Source organism: Acutalibacter muris (assembly GCF_002201475.1).
In the GTDB taxonomy this organism is placed as follows: Bacteria; Bacillota; Clostridia; order Oscillospirales; family Acutalibacteraceae; genus Acutalibacter; species Acutalibacter muris.
The window spans coordinates 1,146,615-1,162,199 of the sequence record NZ_CP021422.1; the positions used below are offsets into that span (position 1 = coordinate 1,146,615).

Annotated in this window: 19 protein-coding genes and 2 pseudogenes; 19 read left to right on the forward strand and 2 right to left on the reverse strand. The window is 46.1% G+C overall.

Going from position 1 to position 15,585, the window contains the following annotated elements:
- The first annotated feature begins 23 nt into the window (after nucleotides 1-23).
- The 15 genes and pseudogenes from ADH66_RS05830 (at nucleotide 24) to ADH66_RS05895 (ending at nucleotide 8,473) form a co-directional block, all read left to right on the forward strand.
- Nucleotides 24-257, forward strand: a complete 234-nt coding sequence (locus tag ADH66_RS05830) for a type II toxin-antitoxin system Phd/YefM family antitoxin (RefSeq protein ID WP_066534471.1) — start codon at nucleotides 24-26, stop codon at nucleotides 255-257.
- A complete protein-coding gene (locus tag ADH66_RS05835; RefSeq protein WP_066534464.1) occupies nucleotides 241-657 on the forward strand; it encodes a type II toxin-antitoxin system VapC family toxin in 417 nt (138 codons plus the stop codon). Before ADH66_RS05830 ends, ADH66_RS05835 begins: the two co-directional genes overlap by 17 nt.
- A gap of 122 nt (nucleotides 658-779) precedes the next feature.
- Nucleotides 780-1,697: a ParM/StbA family protein gene (locus tag ADH66_RS05840; protein ID WP_066534462.1), complete on the forward strand. Its 918-nt coding sequence runs from the start codon at nucleotides 780-782 to the stop codon at nucleotides 1,695-1,697.
- Between the two features lie 3 nt (nucleotides 1,698-1,700).
- Nucleotides 1,701-2,048 carry a hypothetical protein gene (locus tag ADH66_RS05845; RefSeq protein ID WP_066534460.1) on the forward strand — a complete coding sequence of 116 codons (348 nt, stop codon included), beginning with the start codon at nucleotides 1,701-1,703 and terminating at the stop codon, nucleotides 2,046-2,048.
- Nucleotides 2,049-2,365: 317 nt separating this feature from the next.
- Nucleotides 2,366-2,701 (forward strand): RNA polymerase sigma factor, encoded by a 336-nt coding sequence (locus ADH66_RS05850; RefSeq protein WP_207653036.1) that lies wholly within the window; start codon nucleotides 2,366-2,368, stop codon nucleotides 2,699-2,701.
- Complete coding sequence (locus ADH66_RS05855; protein ID WP_066534456.1) at nucleotides 2,698-2,889, forward strand: helix-turn-helix domain-containing protein; 192 nt, start codon at nucleotides 2,698-2,700, stop codon at nucleotides 2,887-2,889. Before ADH66_RS05850 ends, ADH66_RS05855 begins: the two co-directional genes overlap by 4 nt.
- Nucleotides 2,890-3,257: 368 nt before the next feature.
- A complete protein-coding gene (locus ADH66_RS19915; RefSeq protein ID WP_157130580.1) occupies nucleotides 3,258-3,413 on the forward strand; it encodes a hypothetical protein in 156 nt (51 codons plus the stop codon).
- Between the two features lie 40 nt (nucleotides 3,414-3,453).
- Nucleotides 3,454-5,145, forward strand: coding sequence for a recombinase family protein (locus ADH66_RS05860; RefSeq protein WP_084384215.1), 1,692 nt, complete (start codon nucleotides 3,454-3,456; stop codon nucleotides 5,143-5,145).
- 8 nt (nucleotides 5,146-5,153) lie between these two features.
- A pseudogene (locus ADH66_RS20885) lies at nucleotides 5,154-5,249 on the forward strand (alpha/beta-type small acid-soluble spore protein); the annotation flags it as partial.
- A gap of 172 nt (nucleotides 5,250-5,421) precedes the next feature.
- Nucleotides 5,422-5,664 (forward strand): type II toxin-antitoxin system Phd/YefM family antitoxin, encoded by a 243-nt coding sequence (locus ADH66_RS05870; RefSeq protein WP_066534448.1) that lies wholly within the window; start codon nucleotides 5,422-5,424, stop codon nucleotides 5,662-5,664.
- Nucleotides 5,661-6,065, forward strand: coding sequence for a type II toxin-antitoxin system VapC family toxin (locus ADH66_RS05875; RefSeq protein WP_066534445.1), 405 nt, complete (start codon nucleotides 5,661-5,663; stop codon nucleotides 6,063-6,065). The genes ADH66_RS05870 and ADH66_RS05875 overlap by 4 nt, the downstream gene beginning before the upstream one ends.
- An 88-nt stretch (nucleotides 6,066-6,153) precedes the next feature.
- Nucleotides 6,154-7,308 (forward strand): hypothetical protein, encoded by a 1,155-nt coding sequence (locus tag ADH66_RS05880; protein ID WP_207653037.1) that lies wholly within the window; start codon nucleotides 6,154-6,156, stop codon nucleotides 7,306-7,308.
- Nucleotides 7,223-7,834, forward strand: a complete 612-nt coding sequence (locus ADH66_RS05885) for a hypothetical protein (protein WP_236757193.1) — start codon at nucleotides 7,223-7,225, stop codon at nucleotides 7,832-7,834. The genes ADH66_RS05880 and ADH66_RS05885 overlap by 86 nt, the downstream gene beginning before the upstream one ends.
- 68 nt (nucleotides 7,835-7,902) lie before the next feature.
- Nucleotides 7,903-8,172 (forward strand): type II toxin-antitoxin system Phd/YefM family antitoxin, encoded by a 270-nt coding sequence (locus tag ADH66_RS05890; RefSeq protein ID WP_066534433.1) that lies wholly within the window; start codon nucleotides 7,903-7,905, stop codon nucleotides 8,170-8,172.
- The gene (locus tag ADH66_RS05895) at nucleotides 8,153-8,473 is read left to right on the forward strand and encodes a type II toxin-antitoxin system RelE/ParE family toxin (protein ID WP_066534429.1); all 321 of its coding nucleotides are present in this window, start codon (nucleotides 8,153-8,155) and stop codon (nucleotides 8,471-8,473) included. The genes ADH66_RS05890 and ADH66_RS05895 overlap by 20 nt, the downstream gene beginning before the upstream one ends.
- 138 nt (nucleotides 8,474-8,611) lie before the next feature.
- Here the strand turns inward: ADH66_RS05895 and ADH66_RS21645 are convergent, their stop codons facing one another.
- Together ADH66_RS21645 and ADH66_RS21650 are read right to left on the reverse strand one after the other, a co-directional pair.
- Complete coding sequence (locus ADH66_RS21645) at nucleotides 8,612-9,028, reverse strand: transposase (RefSeq protein WP_407922921.1); 417 nt, start codon at nucleotides 9,026-9,028, stop codon at nucleotides 8,612-8,614.
- Nucleotides 9,029-9,138: 110 nt separating this feature from the next.
- Nucleotides 9,139-9,505, reverse strand: a pseudogene (locus ADH66_RS21650) (IS110 family transposase); the annotation flags it as partial.
- A gap of 890 nt (nucleotides 9,506-10,395) precedes the next feature.
- On the opposite strand from ADH66_RS21650, the gene ADH66_RS19920 reads away from it, so the two are divergent.
- The 4 genes from ADH66_RS19920 to ADH66_RS20890 all read left to right on the forward strand — a co-directional run bounded on the left by ADH66_RS19920 (nucleotide 10,396) and on the right by ADH66_RS20890 (nucleotide 15,463).
- Nucleotides 10,396-10,599 carry a hypothetical protein gene (locus ADH66_RS19920; protein ID WP_157130579.1) on the forward strand — a complete coding sequence of 68 codons (204 nt, stop codon included), beginning with the start codon at nucleotides 10,396-10,398 and terminating at the stop codon, nucleotides 10,597-10,599.
- A 90-nt stretch (nucleotides 10,600-10,689) separates the two neighbouring features.
- Nucleotides 10,690-13,704 (forward strand): hypothetical protein, encoded by a 3,015-nt coding sequence (locus tag ADH66_RS05905; RefSeq protein WP_066534423.1) that lies wholly within the window; start codon nucleotides 10,690-10,692, stop codon nucleotides 13,702-13,704.
- A complete protein-coding gene (locus tag ADH66_RS05910; protein WP_066534421.1) occupies nucleotides 13,688-14,950 on the forward strand; it encodes an SIR2 family protein in 1,263 nt (420 codons plus the stop codon). Before ADH66_RS05905 ends, ADH66_RS05910 begins: the two co-directional genes overlap by 17 nt.
- A 366-nt stretch (nucleotides 14,951-15,316) precedes the next feature.
- Nucleotides 15,317-15,463 (forward strand): hypothetical protein, encoded by a 147-nt coding sequence (locus tag ADH66_RS20890; RefSeq protein WP_236757199.1) that lies wholly within the window; start codon nucleotides 15,317-15,319, stop codon nucleotides 15,461-15,463.
- Nucleotides 15,464-15,585 lie beyond the last annotated feature (122 nt).

A 15,585-nucleotide genomic window follows, 5' to 3' on the forward strand; every position in this document is an offset into this window, starting at 1 on the left:
CTAAATCAGAAAGAGGTGTTCCCATGCGAACCGTTACAGCTACAGAGATCCAAAATAACTTCGGGAAATATTTACAGCTGGTGCAGAGCGGCGAGGAGATATGCGTGCTCAAAAACGGCAAGGAGGTCGCCCGCATTATCTCTAGGGAGAAAAGCGTCTCTTTTTTGAGCGACTCTCTGCTGGGCATACTGAAAAACGACTACGACGAGAACGAAATGAGAGCGGAAAGGGTGCGCCGTTATGAGAGTGCTGATTGACACCAACGTGTTACTGGACGTTCTCTGCGAGAGGGAGGGCTTTGCTGAAGCAGCCCTGCACATCTTCAGACTGTGCGAGGTCAGTCGCCTGGATGGTGTTGTTTCAGCGCTGTCCATCCCCAATATTGTGTATATCATGCGCAAGGAGCTGAACGCGGAAAGGACCGCGGCTATTATAGAAAGGCTGTCGCTGATTTTCTCCATCGCCGACTTGACAGCCGCCGACCTAACGCAAGCCTCAAAGCTGAGTTTTCATGACTTTGAGGATGCGCTGCAGGCGGTCTGTGCGAAACGTGTGAAAGCCGAACGCATTATAACGCGCAACACAAGGGATTTCAAAGCAAGCCCAATTCCGGCCATGACTCCGACGGAGTTTATCTGGCAAAATCCAATAGCCTAATCAGGGAAAGAGCGGTCTATATGCCGCTCTTTTCTGCTGCCAAAAAATATTTGCGTATTTTGGTTGCAAATGCGCACAGTAATGGGTGTAATCCCATCAAATGAAACTCAGGAGGTATACTTATGCTAATCGCCATTGACCACGGCAACTATGCCATCAAAACGCCCCGGTTCACTTTCGTGTCCGGCCTGACCGAGCACTCTGTCAAGCCGCCCATGTCCGATGAGATTCTGGAATATGCCGGGAAGTTTTGGACCCTGACCAGCCACCGCCTGCCATATATGCGCGACAAGACCCAGGATGAGAGGTTCTTCATCCTGACCCTGTTTGCTATCGTCAAGGAGTTGGAGCGCAAAGGTCAGTATTCTCCGGTTGAGCGCATCCAGCTTGCAGTTGGTCTGCCGCCTGAGCATTACGGTGGGCTGAAGGAGAAGTTCGCTACCTATTTTGAGCGTTCAGCGCCGGTGCGCTTCACCTACCGGGACAAGCCATACGCCATCCAAATCGACCATGTGATGGTATTTCCACAGGCTTTCGCGGCAGTGGTGCCGAGGAGTGATATGGTGCTGCACACATCCCGACTGTTCATTATCGACATTGGCGGCTACACCACCGATGTACTGCTCCTGCAGAATGGCAAGCCGGATTTGCAGTTCTGCCGTTCGCTGGAAACCGGCGTCATTACCATGAACAACGAGGTCATCCGCAAGGTCAGCTCTCAGTATGACATGAAAATCGACGATGAACACATTGCCAGCGTCCTGCAGGGCAAGGAGAAGTATCTGCCCAACGAAGTGAAGGAGGAGATTTTCACCGCTGCCCAGCTCCACGCCAACGATATTCTGAACCAGCTCCGGGAACTTCAGGTTGACCTCCGCTCCAACCCTGCTATCTTCATCGGGGGCGGCAGCATCCTCCTGCAGCCGTATCTCAACGAGTCCTCGCTTGCGGGCAAAGCAGAGTTTATCGACTCGCCCAATGCGAACGCCCTGGGCTATGAGATGCTCGGTGAAAAACAGTTGGCCAGATTGAGGGGTTAGCCTATGCGAAAAGATGGGAAATACCGTTTTTCTCTGCAATTCCCGGCTGAAACCGAGGAGCAGATACAGGCCGGTGAGCTGCTGGAACGGCTGGGTAATCGGAAAAGTGCCGTCGTAGTGGCAGCTCTGGGGGAGTATTTGGCTACCCATCCGGCACTGCTCAGCCCGGAGTGCAAGGTGGAAATTAAGACGGAACAACCATTTGCACCGGATTTCATCAAGGAAATGGTTCAGAAAATGCTGGATGAACGGCTCATGGACGCGAAAGATAAGGGAAATCTGGGTGAGATGGCGTCGGAAGGTGATAACAATATTACAGAAATGCTAAATAATATGGATATATTTGGGTAAATACAGAGAAATTGTAGTCGATTCAATGTTTAACACCTATACTCATGTTTTAACACTGTTCCATTAAAGAAAATATTGGTGTATAATATAGTTGTGTAGAGAGAAAAATTGAAGAACGCAAAGGCTATTCTACAGAAATGTAGGGTGGCCTTTGCGTCTTTTCTACCAGTATTCTATGTCCAGGCATACCATCGTGGTGTGTCTGGACTTTTTGCTTGCGCCAATAATGCCCGATGGTGTGCTCTGGAGGAAAGGAGCATACCATGTGCGACAGAGAACAGGAAAGGGACGAGTTGAGGGCGAGGTTCACTAAGTGGATGGAGGTGACATTATATCGTGCCAGATTGCGCTACCTCAGAAAAGAGAGCCAAAAAACTGAGACTGTACCGCTGGATGAAGTTGAGAGCTGGTACTTGCTAACAGATGTCAGCAGCAAAGGCCGATTCGAGTTTGAGCAGGATCGTCTGGCAGAGGCTTTTGCTATGCTGTCTCATGAGAAGCAAGCCATCCTTTCGATGCTATTCGCTGAAGAAATGACCCCAGCGGAGGTGGCCAGAGTATTACACTGTTCTCCTCAAAAAGTGTACGACCAGCGATATCAGGCAATTAAGTCCTTGCGCCGGAACCTTCAAAATGGAGGTGAGGAGAAGTGACCGCCAGTGAGTTTCGCTGTTTATTAGAGGGGGCTGTTTCCAGAGATATGGACTCCCTGGAAGAACTTATCAGCCTTTATTGTCCATTGATTGATAAGATGAGCCGCATAAACGGACAGATAGATGAAGATTTAAGGCAGCATCTTCTGCTGCATATTGCGCTGAACATTTCAAGATTCAAAAAATAAAAAAATATGGATCTCCTTCGAGATTCTTCAATAGCCATGTCTTTTTATATAGTGAAAGGCATTTCCCCATGCCCTGCACCTTGAAAATTTCATAATCTGACCCGGTACATATCCCTGCAGGCGAGCGGCTATCCACCAGCCTGGCAAGCTGGTCTAAGAGTACATATGAGGCGGCAGCACTGCCCTAACGCGATGACCCCCGCATGGGATATGGGAGGACCGACCACTCTACAGTCCGTTAGCCACGGACGCCGGGGAAGATATTTTTTGCTTTCGGGTTGCATATCCGGACCGCTGACAGTGCAATACAGTTAGATGGGCGGATAAGACGGCACATATGTGTTACACTACCTACGGAGGTGCATTTTATGGAAACCAATGAAATCATTTTGGGTCAGACAACCTACGAGGTGACCCGGTGGTTCAAAAAAGACAAATCAAGACAGGACGTCCTTGCCGAGCGCATTTTATTGAATCTGGCAGGGCAGAAACAGGTTGACGAACCCCCGCGCAAGGCTGTATAATGATAGCGTGGGCGGTTCCTCATGGAGGCGATAAGCAAAAGTGGGAACCGATACTTTGACGCTTGCGGTGGACTATCTCCGGCTCTCCGACGAGGAGGCCAATGGGGGAGAGTCCTCCAGCATTGTGAACCAGCGCAAGCTCATCAAAAGCTACTGTGAACAGAACAACATCACCCTTGTACGGGAGTTTGTGGACGACGGCTGGTCCGGCGGGAATTTCCAGCGGCCCGGGTTCCAGGCCATGCTGAGGCTGCTTGAAAAGGGGCAGGTAAACATGGTCATAACCAAAGACCTGTCCCGGCTGGGCCGGGATATGCGGGAGGCCAGCTATTATGCCGAGCAGTATTTCCCGGAGCGGGGCATACGCTTTCTGACGGTCAGCGACAATTTCGACACGGAGCGGGATAACGTCCTTGCACCCTTCCAGTTCGCCATGAACGAGGTCTACCTGAGGGACGGCTCCCGCAAGGTGAAGGATGTGCTCCGTAACAAGCGGGAGAACGGCGAATACTGTGCCTGCCCGCCCTACGGCTACCGCCGGGACCAGCACGACAGAACGCGCCTTGCCCCGGACGAGATGACCGCGCCGGTGGTGCAGAGGATCTTCGCCAGAGCCGCCAGGGGGGACTCCACCCGGCAGATAGCCTTGGACCTGACGGCTGACGGTATCCTGCCGCCGCTGAAATACCGGGTGCTCTACACCGGGAACTTCAAGGAGGGCAGCGCCGCGAAAGCTTCGGACCAGTGGAACTACACCACGGTCAAGCGCATTTTGAAAAACCCAGTCTACCTGGGCCACACCTTGCTGGGCAAGAGTAAAAAGGTAAGCTTCAAGTCCAAGGTCAAGGTGGCAGTGCCAAAGGAAAACTGGGCTGTCACAAGGGACACCCACCCTCCACTGGTGTCCCAGATGGACTATGAACGCGCTCAGAAAAACCTCGGGCGCGGGACAAAAACCTATTTGGAGTTTGACAAGATAAGAAAAAGCATTTTCTCCGGCGTGGCGGTTTGCGGGAAATGCGGGCACGCTCTCTGTTCTTGCGGCACAGTCTATAAGGGGGAGAGGGAGAAATACTGGTACCTCTCCTGCAACCACCAGCGCAAGGACATCGCTGACCCCTGCCAGGGGGTACGCATCCGCTACAGCGACCTGGTAGAGCTGGTGCGGCAGGACCTGAATGCGCTTTTGTCCCTGGAGCCCGGCGAGATAGACGAGCTGGTGCAGAGGGTGCTGAAGAAAAGCGGTTCAGCGGACGCCATAAAAGAGCAGGCTATGCAAAGGGAGAAAGCGGAAACCCGCCTTGCCACCATCGACCGCATCATCGGCAAGCTCTATACGGACAACGCCGAGGGCAAGCTGGACGACGACCGGCTGGACCGGATGGTAGTCGGGCTGCAGCAGGAGGCCCAGGGGCTGAAAGCTATGCTTCGGTCAGTTGAGCAGGATGCCAAAGCTGCACAAACCGAGAACAACTTCCAGCGGTTCTTCAACATGGTAAAGCAGTACACCCATCTGGAGACGCTGGACAGGGACACGCTGCTGACCTTCGTTGACCGCATCGAGGTGGGGCCCAAGGAGCTGCCGCCGGGAGTGGAGAAGACCACTCACCGAAACCAGCCCTACCGGCAGAATGTACGGATTTTTTATAAGTTCATAGGGGAGCTGGCCCCCGACCCCGCCATAGAGTTTCCGAGAGGTATAAAGGGGGCCGAAGGAAAAGTTTTGTTGTAGCAGGGACATCAAAGGAGGTGGGCGTCAACCTGAAGCAGGGCTATAACGGTGACATCACCGCCCGTCAGGCCGGTTCCGTGGGCGGCCAGATGGTCAAGAAGATGAAACCCATACGAACCGCGAGCTACGTACGGGAAAACCGCACGGCTATGGGGCATAGCCAGCCGGTGGAGTATGGGGTGACAGTCACGGCATAAAATATCCTCTTGACTGTTCGGCGGAAATTGAATATAATATAGTCAAGAAGACCAACTTTTGAAAGGGGGGGCGTGTGGTATGCTGCAAGTCAATATTTTAGAGGCCAAAACTGATTTGTCACGTCTGATTAAGCTCATTGAATCCGGGAAAGAGGACAATATCATCATCGCTCGGTATGGAAAGCCGGTGGTGAAAATGTCTATCTACAACGACAGCCCTGTGTCAAACCGCATTGGTATTGCAAAGGGAAAGTTTGAGGCCCCCGCCGACCTTGACCGGGATAATGGTGAAATTGAGGCGTTGTTTGGGGGCAGCCTATGAATTTGCTTTTGGATACGCACATTCTGCTTTGGGCTTTGAGCGAGGACGAAAGGCTCTCTGAGAAAGCGAAGGAACTCATCCTCGAACAGGGCAATGCGCTGTATTACAGTGTAGTCTCCGTTTGGGAGATTGCCATAAAACACGCCCTGCACCCGGACAATGTGAAGATTTCCGGAAAAGAGTTTTCTGATTATTGCCAGCAGGCAGGATTCCTGTCGTTGGATTTGCGGGATAAACACGTTTATTCCCTGGAAACACTTCATCGGGATGGGGATGTGCCAAAGCATAACGACCCATTTGACAGAATTTTGCTGTCGCAAGCTAAGACAGAAAACATGAGTTTTCTTACGCATGATACCCTGTTTCAGGGGTATCATGAAAACTGTGTGATATTCGTCTAATGATTTTTCTTGTTAAGTGGTTGTTGCATTTTTTGCAACAACCACTTTTTCATCATATCGGAAGGGAGAAATTGCGAAGATGGCCGCTATGAAATGCCTGCAAAAGTACAACTGGGTCAAACTGTCCAGAAACGCCATACCCACCGGCAAGGGCCTCATGGGTGCCTGGGTGCGCCTTGCAAGCCGCGCGGCGTTCCGCAAGGGCGTGGCCTCATACTGTGGCTATGAGAACGCTGTGGAGGCCGGTATGTGGGCTGGAGGCGTAGTTGGTCTCAAGAGTATTCTGGGCGTTAGGAGCCGCGCCAGGGCTCTGGAAACGCTGGACAGGTTATCCCAGCTCGGTTACCTGACCTATGAGCTGGACAGAGAAACGAAGAAGCTGACCTACCAAATCACCGACTGGGTAGTGAAGTGTTCCGGTAGGGAGTGCATGAACGGTGCAGTATACACCACCAAAGGCTACGGGTTTCTTTGTCTGCCAAGGAACATAACAGAAAAACTTGTACAGCAGCACCACAAATTTGAAGAAACAGACGCCTGGCTCGACCTATGGTGTCACACAGTATGGGAGGACCCGGATAACGGGTTCTCCTTTTTAGCGCCCACGATTCAATACGGCAAGTACGGCGCAACCCTAACATTGGAAACCCTGGGACAGCGCTGGGACTGGGAGAAGACTAAAGTATGGAGATTTCTAAAGAAGCATGGGGATGCCTTTCCTCTGTACCGTCTGCCCGGCTCGTATGGTTGTCTCATTTTTAATAAACTGTACCCCGCGGGTACAGAGGTTTCACTACCGGCTCAGGAAGAAGTCGTGCGCATTTTCGAGGAAATACGTTTTCTCGGCGCAAATACGCACAAAGGGAACGTGGGGCAGTCGCGTTTTGGTAAGCTGGTGGCCTGGTTCAGCAGGAAACTTCATTTCCCTGCCAGGAGCACTCGCTCAAAGAATCGCGTTGCAGTTTCAGCCCCTATAATACGCGCGTATATTTCTTCACCTAAGAGTTGGAAGAACTGTACTTATGACTGCAAGGAATGTTCTTGTACAAAGAATCCTACAGTTATAGAGAACCACGGGAGTCATGGACATACTGCGCCCATTGATCTCTCAAAATCGCCAAAGGAGTATTTTGACTATGCAGAACCCAAACGAAAAGATGACATACGAGCAGCAAGAAGCCCAAATCGCGGAGAAATCCCAGGCATTTATCAACCTTTTGACCCAGCGTGGGATTTTGGCTAATCCCAAGGTCACTAACGAGAAGATTCGCGCTGCCCGGCAGAAGAAAGACCGGGACAGCTACCACAACACCCTTCTGCTCCTGCAGAACTACCGCACGCTGGTCTGGGTGATGGAGTGTTTCCCTGAGACCGTCGCCGAGGAACTGGACAGGCCATTCTCCGATGTGGACGAGTTGCTGGAGCAGATGGACTTACAACTTGCTATGGGCAATAGAAAACTGGAGAACCAGCTGGAAGGGGCCAAGAAGTCCCGGCTGCTGTTGGACAGGGTCAACGACGCTCTGACCGTCCTGAAGCACAAGCCCAACAACGGCAAAAAGCTGTACCGGCTTATCTATCTGACCTACATAGCGCCAGAGCAGCTTAGCCACACGGAACTGCTCTACCGGCTGGATATGTCCTCTCGGCACTACTACCGGCTTCGTCAACAGGCAATCACAATTCTTTCCATTCGATTGTGGTCTGTACCTTCAGCGGAGGTTGACTTGTGGCTGGATATGCTGGAGTTTCTGGAAGGGCTGGAATGAGTCTTGCAAATCATTGACAGCGTGGCGCAATTATGATAAAATAAAGCCAAAAGCAAGGAGGCGGTCTTATGATAAATATTCGTCCTGTGTCCGATCTGCGGAACAAATTCACCGAGATAGAGCAGACTGTGAAAAAAGGTGAGCCGGTGTATCTGACGAAAAACGGCTACGGTTCCATGGTAGTGCTTAGTTTGGAGCAGTATGCCGCCTTGACAGACGATGTGGAACTGAAGCTGGACGAGGCCGACAGGGCTGCCGCAACAGACAGCCGTAGGCTTTCCGAGAAGGAACTTTTTGAGCGGGTGAGGGAGCGTATCCATGGACGGGAAACAGTATAGTTTAGAGTTTCTCCCGCTCTTTGAGGAGGATCTGAACGAGATCGTTGACTATATTTCCATTCGGCTGAATAACCCCACAGCCGCATACCGTCTGGTAGATGATGTACAGGCCGCAATCCGGGAGCGCTTGACTTGCCCGGAAGCATTTGAGCCGTTTCCGTCCGCACGGAGCCGCCAGAATCCGTATTATCGGATTTATGTGAGAAACTTTACGATTTTCTATGTGGTGATTGGAAATGTGATGCAGGTGCGGAGAATCTTGTACAGCAGACGCGATCATACGGAAGCTGATTTGAGCTAAACCTGCCAAGAGATGTCAATACCCAAATTAAATAAAAGATAAAAAAGGAGAAGATGAGAAAAGGAAATAGCAAAGCAAGCCGTCAAAGCAGAGGAAGCAAAGACAGCTAAGAAAAATGAATATGAACCACACCAAGAATTAGCAATCTAACTGTCGCAGATAAGCCTTGACGGTACCGTAATAAATACGCAGGAATTTGTTGGCTCCGGCGGTCATGTAAACATAGTAATGCTTGCCCTCAGCCCGTTTGCGATCAAGGAATTGGTAAACAGGATCATCAGCGGGAGCATGCTGCAAAATGGTATTCATGACCTGGAAGAACGTCTTGGGCAGCCTTGGAGAGCCTCGTTTAGAGATATGGCGCTTTTGAGATTCAAAGGTTCCAGACTGGTAAGCCGGAGCGTCTACACCGGCAAACGCAACCAGAGACTGCTTGCGTTCAAAGCGCTCTATATTCCCAATCTCAGCCATAAGTTGTGGACCAAGGGTCTCACCCATACCAAACATGCCCATGACCACCGGAAATTTCGGAAGGACAGACGCAAGAGAAAGCATCTCGTTCTGTATGGAAGATAATGTCTCTGTGATTGAGGTCAGTTGATTCACAGCGTATGTAATGAGGCGCTTTGTATCTTCCGCCTTCGGCAGTGTGTTGGGGTGACTGGAGGCTATCTCATATATCTGCAAAGCTTTCTGCTCGCTGAAACGGTAGCCATGCTTTTGGCACCACTTCTGGTATCTTTTTGCAAACGCGGCCTCCGAACCGCCGCAGACACATTCCCTGTGCCAGAACTTTACGGCAAAATCCACCCATTTTTCATGCCCATCCGACTTTCTGGGAGCACTTGTGAATAAAGTGTTTGCACCCGGAAAGACCTCATCGAGCAAGGTGATCAAGTTGGTTTTCAAAGAAACTTTCAATTTTAAGTACTGTCCGTACTGGCGGTGGTATGTTTTGAGCATTTTACGAGTTTCCGGTTCCGGAGCATACCGTTTCAAATCGATCCAATGGTCAAGCGCATAGTTGGCAAGCGACTCGACGCTCCCGTCCCAACGCGCCTTCCAGAAGTAGATGTAGGATCGGCTTTTATTGTACTTCCGGCTTGCGCGGCTTACGCAATTTTTCTCCGCGTTCTTCATTAGGGATTGACTGTATTTCATATCCTGTGTTATACTTTTACTCATGAAGGATGCGGCCTCCTTTCGGTATTGTTAAGTGCTGTAACTCAATTTTAACCGATTTGCCTCATCCTTCTACCTTTTTCTTCCGTCTCTGTCCAATATGTATTGTACTCCTACAGTTGGGCACTCCCTTTTTGAAATAACACATTGACTATTTTGGTAAACTGTGATATAATTAAAAGTTTGCGTGGCAAGTCATGTGAAAAAGAAACAAAAACCGCCTCTGGTGTTGAGAATATTTCTCACAAAATGGGGGGTATCATTTTGTTACTAAATCGAGTATAATAAGAAGAAAAGACTTAGATTTTTTTGCTTGACATTAGCGAAAAGATGTGCTATAATATATGGCTTAATTTCCAGAGGCCTTCACTTAACCTATAAGTCCTAATAAATTTCTAATCTGGAAGTTATTTCGTCTGTGAAAGAATGCTGAAGTATTGATGAGTTTAAGTTAGATATATGTATAGTAGTCTACACATGGCGGTTCCTATTTACAGTTATATTCAGAAATAAAAATGGAATTTCCTGTTTTTGTATGTAGTATTAATTCAACTTTAGATTGTGTTGTGTGTTCGGCGCTTGGTAGTTACTATAAATATGCTTTATATGTTATTGTTAAGTAAAATATGTGGGTAGTTGTCCTAAATGAGCATTTTCATTTACCATGGTATTGGTTTATGGGCTTTTTTAGGTTACACTATATTATCCAAAATGGAGCTACACAAGGAGGAAAACCGAAAATGGCAACACTAAGAAGAAGTAGTTTTACAAAACGAAGACCTAAAAGCGAAAGAGGATGTTCTTCATTTTATGGAATGCACCGCCACACTGGTATAAAAATGACATCCCCGAAAATGGCATTTACCGCCCCAATCGATAAAGTATATGGTACTCATGTAGTATTTGAGGATGGACGGTCAAATAACTCTGATAAAAAGTTATAAACATTTGACCCCTGCGTAACATATATCGCGGGGGTTTGTGTTGTGTTATTTTTAAAAAGAAGTGGGTAAACATTAACGGGAGGATAGGAAATGGTAGCAAAGAATGAGAAGAAGGCTTTTGATTTAGTTCAAGACAATCAGAGGCCATGTGGATTGATAGTAAAGCTTGAAAAGGAAATTTTGTGGTCGGAGCACTGTGGTAGCACCCCAATTTTAGGGCACTTTGATCATATGGACATTCAGAAGGTTGACAAGTGGCTGAACTTTTCTCCTAGAACGACCGCGGTAGAACTGTATAATACGGGTCGTTCGATAGATAAGAATGGTAGACCTCCTTTGGACGATCAATCTTCCAATGCTTTGAGCACTTATCCAATTAAGTTGATTTTTCCTGAGCCAAAAGTGATGTCTGATTTAGAGGACAAGGTAGGATTCAATTTTAGTGTATGGAGAAATGATCTTCCCACTTTGTTAAAGGAGTATCCTTGTCTGACAGTTATACTTATAAATCTAACAGACGAATTTAAAGGACAAATCCCTCGTGATCCATGCGGAAATCAATTAATGCGGCTTGCAAATACCATTAAAAACGGTCAATTTTTGAGTTCTGACACAAAGTTCTTCTCATATGACAAAGATTTAGCGCAGAACGCAAATTTGTGCATTTTGCCTAGCCTGGGATATTCTGATTATTGCATTTTGCTGGCTGAAAAAAGTTGGAGCTTTGCTACACAGCTGGTGGAATTTTTGCACAGAGCCTCATTTGAAAAACATGCTAGTGACGGAAGTGTTGTTCAAGAGAAGGTGCCTATTCTTTCGACAGACTATGTTATCCCAGCATATCATGTTTGTGAAAAAAGTTATAATAACATTTATCATGAACATACGCAACTGTCTATGAAGATTCATCTTCGACCTGGCGTGACTGTACTCGATTTGAAACAGATGGTAGGAGATAATGTTGAAGTATATCAGATGTCAGGCTCATCCGATTGTTTGTTGGAAGCCAAAAGTGAAACGGCTTTTGGTAAATTGTTAGACATCGCTATAGCTAATCATAAGAAAGGAGACGATGAGGCAAGGAAAATTCGTAACCTAGTTATTAGCACAGAGGTTTCACTTCGTAGGCCGATTCCTTCAATAGATCCTCCAATGCACAGTTTGACGGCAGCGGTCAAGCCGTCTAATCAGATTAGCAATCAGATAAATGAATTACGAAATGTTTTAAAAACCTACTGGCAACTCCTGGATAAAGAAAATCGCCACATGCGTCAGTTCAATTCTATGTGGGATCGAGTAACCGCGATTGAAAATATTTGTAGAGGACTTCATAACATAAGCCTTCAGATGATTATGTCTCCATGGCTTGAGGCGTTTAGTGATGGACTATATAGGTTTGTAAAGCAAGCAGAAAAGTTTGCAGATGGGGATTCCAGGAACGAAAAACAATTATATTATATTCTTGAACGTGTTGATGACACGTTGGAAACTTTTATCACAGAAGTTGGAAGCCTTTTAGCAGACTTGTCCCGGTCAGATTGCTTTTTTATGGAAAGTGAGCATTACAATCATGCTTCGGTCAGTTCAGCAACTGCTCTACTAATTGCCTACAATAGTTGGCAAAACAAATTTGTTAATGACGTTCTATCGGAAAATCCAAGTAATCACAGTCGGTATGCTTTTTTGGTTCGCAGTGGTGGATGTGATAGCACTATTACAAAGAGTTTTTTCCATGATCTTGAACCTGAGGTATTGTCCGCAGAGAACGGTAACCATCAGACTCTTAAAGAGTATATCCCCTTGGTTACTCAGATGTCGGAAATGAGTTTGTTTGATTGTAGTGGGGCAGTATTACGTATGACTCACGAATGCATGCATTACTGCGGTGAACGCTTGCGGAAGGAACGCGTCAATTACGTTATAGCTTTTTCTGCACGCTACTTTAGTAAACATTTCTCCGACATTCTTTTCAATAAGGTAAACTACCCTGAGCACATTATCAAAGAATTAAAAGAAAAATTCCTCTTGGAAGATGACTGTGTGTCAGCCTCTATTAATGCCGCTTGGGAATGTGGAATTCATCAATTGTATGTTAATCTTGACGAATGGATTAATAAGGAACTACAGCGTTGCTATAAAGATGATAGTGTTAGATGGGATGAGAAAAACTATTTGAGTGAGAATTTTGCACAATGGATGTTGGAAAAACTGACCTTTCTTTTATATCCATACGATTCTGAAGGGGAGACATGTTACTACAATAGGTTCGTTGAATTATTGTGCAGAACGCAGCGCATTGTAGTGAGAAAGTTTTACGATGATTGTGATATTGCAATTCGCAAAAAGTGGCCGTATGCTACCTACTTAGCACTGGATCGTCGTCAGGTGGAGGAATATCTACAAAAAGCAGATTCTTATATTAAAGGAGACATATTAAAGTATATTGTTGTTTCGAACTTAAGTCAAATGTTTATGGATCCAATTTATAGAGATGTAAAACCAGATTTGCAAGAAGGTTTTCAAGGTCAAGGGTTAATTGACATATTGCAGAAAGTAGTTTTTGATTGTTTTAGCGAATGCTTTGCCGACCTGGAAGCTTGTAGGCGACTGAATGCAAACTTATCAGATTATTTGTTGGCATTTATTTTTGAGAATTGGGATGTGCAAGATGCCATTCCTCTGGAAGCGCCTCATTCGTTCCGTATTCCGGCAATATTGCGAGTGTGCTTTGCGGATGACCTAAACAGCGAGGGAACTTCACTCAAAAAAAGGGCTGCGGATAGTTTAAAGAACGCATTAGAGTGCCTTGTGAATAACGGAATGCCTAGAAGCCGCAATAAGGCAACAGAGCTGATTGACCATGTAAATAGCATTTTAAAGCAGTATAAACTATGTGAATGGATAGCTGAGCCATTAGAAAATTATTTGCGGAAATGTGATCAATTATACCTAAATGACGAACCAACAAATATAAATATGATAAAATATCAGAAAGCATTTAAACAGATACGGTTGTCAGATTGCAGAAGTAGTAGTGATATAGCTAGGCTATTTACCTGTCTAATTAGTATTGGGGAGGGAACAAAAAATGGAAGTGGAATCTAAACTGATACGCTGTCCGTTCATCCAATTCAGGGAAGGGAAATTGCGTTGCGCACTGACAGATGAAAATCTTGTTGAGGATAATCGCGGTTGCCCATCTTGTGTCTATATACCGAAAGTTAAGTTTCTAATAGATAAAGACGAAAATTACAAAAATGAAATAAGACAAGCATTAAATGATGACCATGCAACTTTAGTGCTAGGAGCAGGAATAAGCACACCAATGAAAATGCCGATGTGGAAGAGTTTAATCTCAAAATTGGCTGGTTATGTGCAACAGTATTCGGATTATACAAACCGAGACGAAATAATTGATCAAGATATTAGGCTTTTGTACATAGATTTAGAGCAGAAACTAGTATCGGGAGAACTTGAAATTTTTAATGAGGTAAATGCACTAGAATCGGGTCAGTATATCGAACAGGCTTTACGGCGCATCGCACAAGATAAACCAATACAGGCATTGCTCAAAGAAAGCCTTTCCATTATCATCGAACAAAGTACTACACCAGACCAGTGGAAAAAGGATCACCCACAATTTAACCCACAAAAAGATCAGGAGGATATTGCAATGCATAACAGTTTGTGTGCATCCGCATATTTGTTATGCGCAAAAAACGGATTTCGGCATGCACTGACCTATAATTTTGATACACTAGTACAGGAGTTTCTAATTGAAATATTTGGTGTGGATGCTAATCGTATTTTTACACATCCTGGAGAGTGGAGTACATATTCAAACAAGGGAATAAAAGATCCTATTGATATTTTCCATGTTCACGGTTGTATTCCCCGACGAGAAAATCAAATATGCCCATCTTGTCCATTTCCCAAAGAGTCCAATCAGATTATTTTTACGGAACGCAGCTACTATACTACTGAACAATCCGGGATATATAATTGGCAAAATAGTATACAATCATACTATTTGAATCGAGATAATTGTGTGTTTGTTGGATTCTCTGCGGAAGATTACAATTTCAGGCGAATACTAAGACAGATAGAAAAGAATCACCCCATACATTATTTGATACTAACAATAGACAATATGGTTAAAGATACTTGGCTTGCGGTGTGTCGAAGCCATCTATTCAGTAATACTGGTATAGAGCAAGTTTATAAAGAGACTCTCCAACTACTCAAAATCCAATTGGATATGAAAAGAGATTATTGGAATGAATACAATTTCAAACCAATTTGGGTAACAAAAAATGATATTCCAGAATTTCTATTATCTCTAATAAGCTAACATTCTTGATACATTTAGTAATAAGTTATTGTGGTTCTTTTCCTTAACACCATTTAACCTGGGATACACGTAATGAACAAATTGTATCACCGCTTTCATGTGCCAAGCAGTATCACTAAATACTACATATTGTACCTTGAATAAGCATTTTGTCCCCTGAGTACCTTCTCATACTATCTGAAAACCTCCCCGTAAGGGAAAAATAAGGGAAAACTTTTGAAACCACAGCGCGGCAGATATCTTTCCCTGCGGGAGAATAGAGGCAATCATATACCGGGATGCCAACCGAAAATTTAAGTTGCAAACTACGATTGAATAGTATATAATATCTTCAAGAGGTGAAAACGCGTGAGCAGGTCGTTTGTTATGACTCAAGGATTTGAACAATCCTGGTCGCGTATGGGCCTTGACGATGATGAACTGTTGATGCTCCAGAATTTGCTGATAGAAGACCCGGGAGCCGGTGATGTTATCCAAGGCACCGGCGGAGCCAGAAAAGTTGAATACCATTAGGCGGCCGGGGAAAATCCGGGGGCGGTCGAGTAATATATGTCGATGTGGTCATTAAGGAGAGGATATATCTCCTAATGGCTTATCCCAAAAATGTCCAAACCGACCTGGCGCCCGAGCAGCAA

Excerpts from the sequence above, each read along its gene's own strand:
- ADH66_RS05890 (WP_066534433.1), top strand. The coding sequence starts at position 7,903 with ATGATAAATATTCGTCCTGTGTCCGATCTGCGGAACAAATTCACCGAG.
- ADH66_RS05880 (WP_207653037.1), top strand. The coding sequence starts at position 6,154 with ATGAAATGCCTGCAAAAGTACAACTGGGTCAAACTGTCCAGAAACGCC.
- ADH66_RS05840 (WP_066534462.1), top strand. The coding sequence starts at position 780 with ATGCTAATCGCCATTGACCACGGCAACTATGCCATCAAAACGCCCCGG.
- ADH66_RS05870 (WP_066534448.1), top strand. The coding sequence starts at position 5,422 with ATGCTGCAAGTCAATATTTTAGAGGCCAAAACTGATTTGTCACGTCTG.
- ADH66_RS05910 (WP_066534421.1), top strand. The coding sequence starts at position 13,688 with ATGGAAGTGGAATCTAAACTGATACGCTGTCCGTTCATCCAATTCAGG.
- ADH66_RS05875 (WP_066534445.1), top strand. The coding sequence starts at position 5,661 with ATGAATTTGCTTTTGGATACGCACATTCTGCTTTGGGCTTTGAGCGAG.
- ADH66_RS05830 (WP_066534471.1), top strand. The coding sequence starts at position 24 with ATGCGAACCGTTACAGCTACAGAGATCCAAAATAACTTCGGGAAATAT.
- ADH66_RS05850 (WP_207653036.1), top strand. The coding sequence starts at position 2,366 with ATGGAGGTGACATTATATCGTGCCAGATTGCGCTACCTCAGAAAAGAG.
- ADH66_RS21645 (WP_407922921.1), bottom strand. The coding sequence starts at position 9,028 with ATGCTTTCTCTTGCGTCTGTCCTTCCGAAATTTCCGGTGGTCATGGGC.
- ADH66_RS05885 (WP_236757193.1), top strand. The coding sequence starts at position 7,223 with ATGACATACGAGCAGCAAGAAGCCCAAATCGCGGAGAAATCCCAGGCA.
- ADH66_RS05905 (WP_066534423.1), top strand. The coding sequence starts at position 10,690 with ATGGTAGCAAAGAATGAGAAGAAGGCTTTTGATTTAGTTCAAGACAAT.
- ADH66_RS05835 (WP_066534464.1), top strand. The coding sequence starts at position 241 with ATGAGAGTGCTGATTGACACCAACGTGTTACTGGACGTTCTCTGCGAG.
- ADH66_RS20890 (WP_236757199.1), top strand. The coding sequence starts at position 15,317 with ATGACTCAAGGATTTGAACAATCCTGGTCGCGTATGGGCCTTGACGAT.
- ADH66_RS19920 (WP_157130579.1), top strand. The coding sequence starts at position 10,396 with ATGGCAACACTAAGAAGAAGTAGTTTTACAAAACGAAGACCTAAAAGC.
- ADH66_RS05845 (WP_066534460.1), top strand. The coding sequence starts at position 1,701 with ATGCGAAAAGATGGGAAATACCGTTTTTCTCTGCAATTCCCGGCTGAA.
- ADH66_RS19915 (WP_157130580.1), top strand. The coding sequence starts at position 3,258 with ATGGAAACCAATGAAATCATTTTGGGTCAGACAACCTACGAGGTGACC.
- ADH66_RS05895 (WP_066534429.1), top strand. The coding sequence starts at position 8,153 with ATGGACGGGAAACAGTATAGTTTAGAGTTTCTCCCGCTCTTTGAGGAG.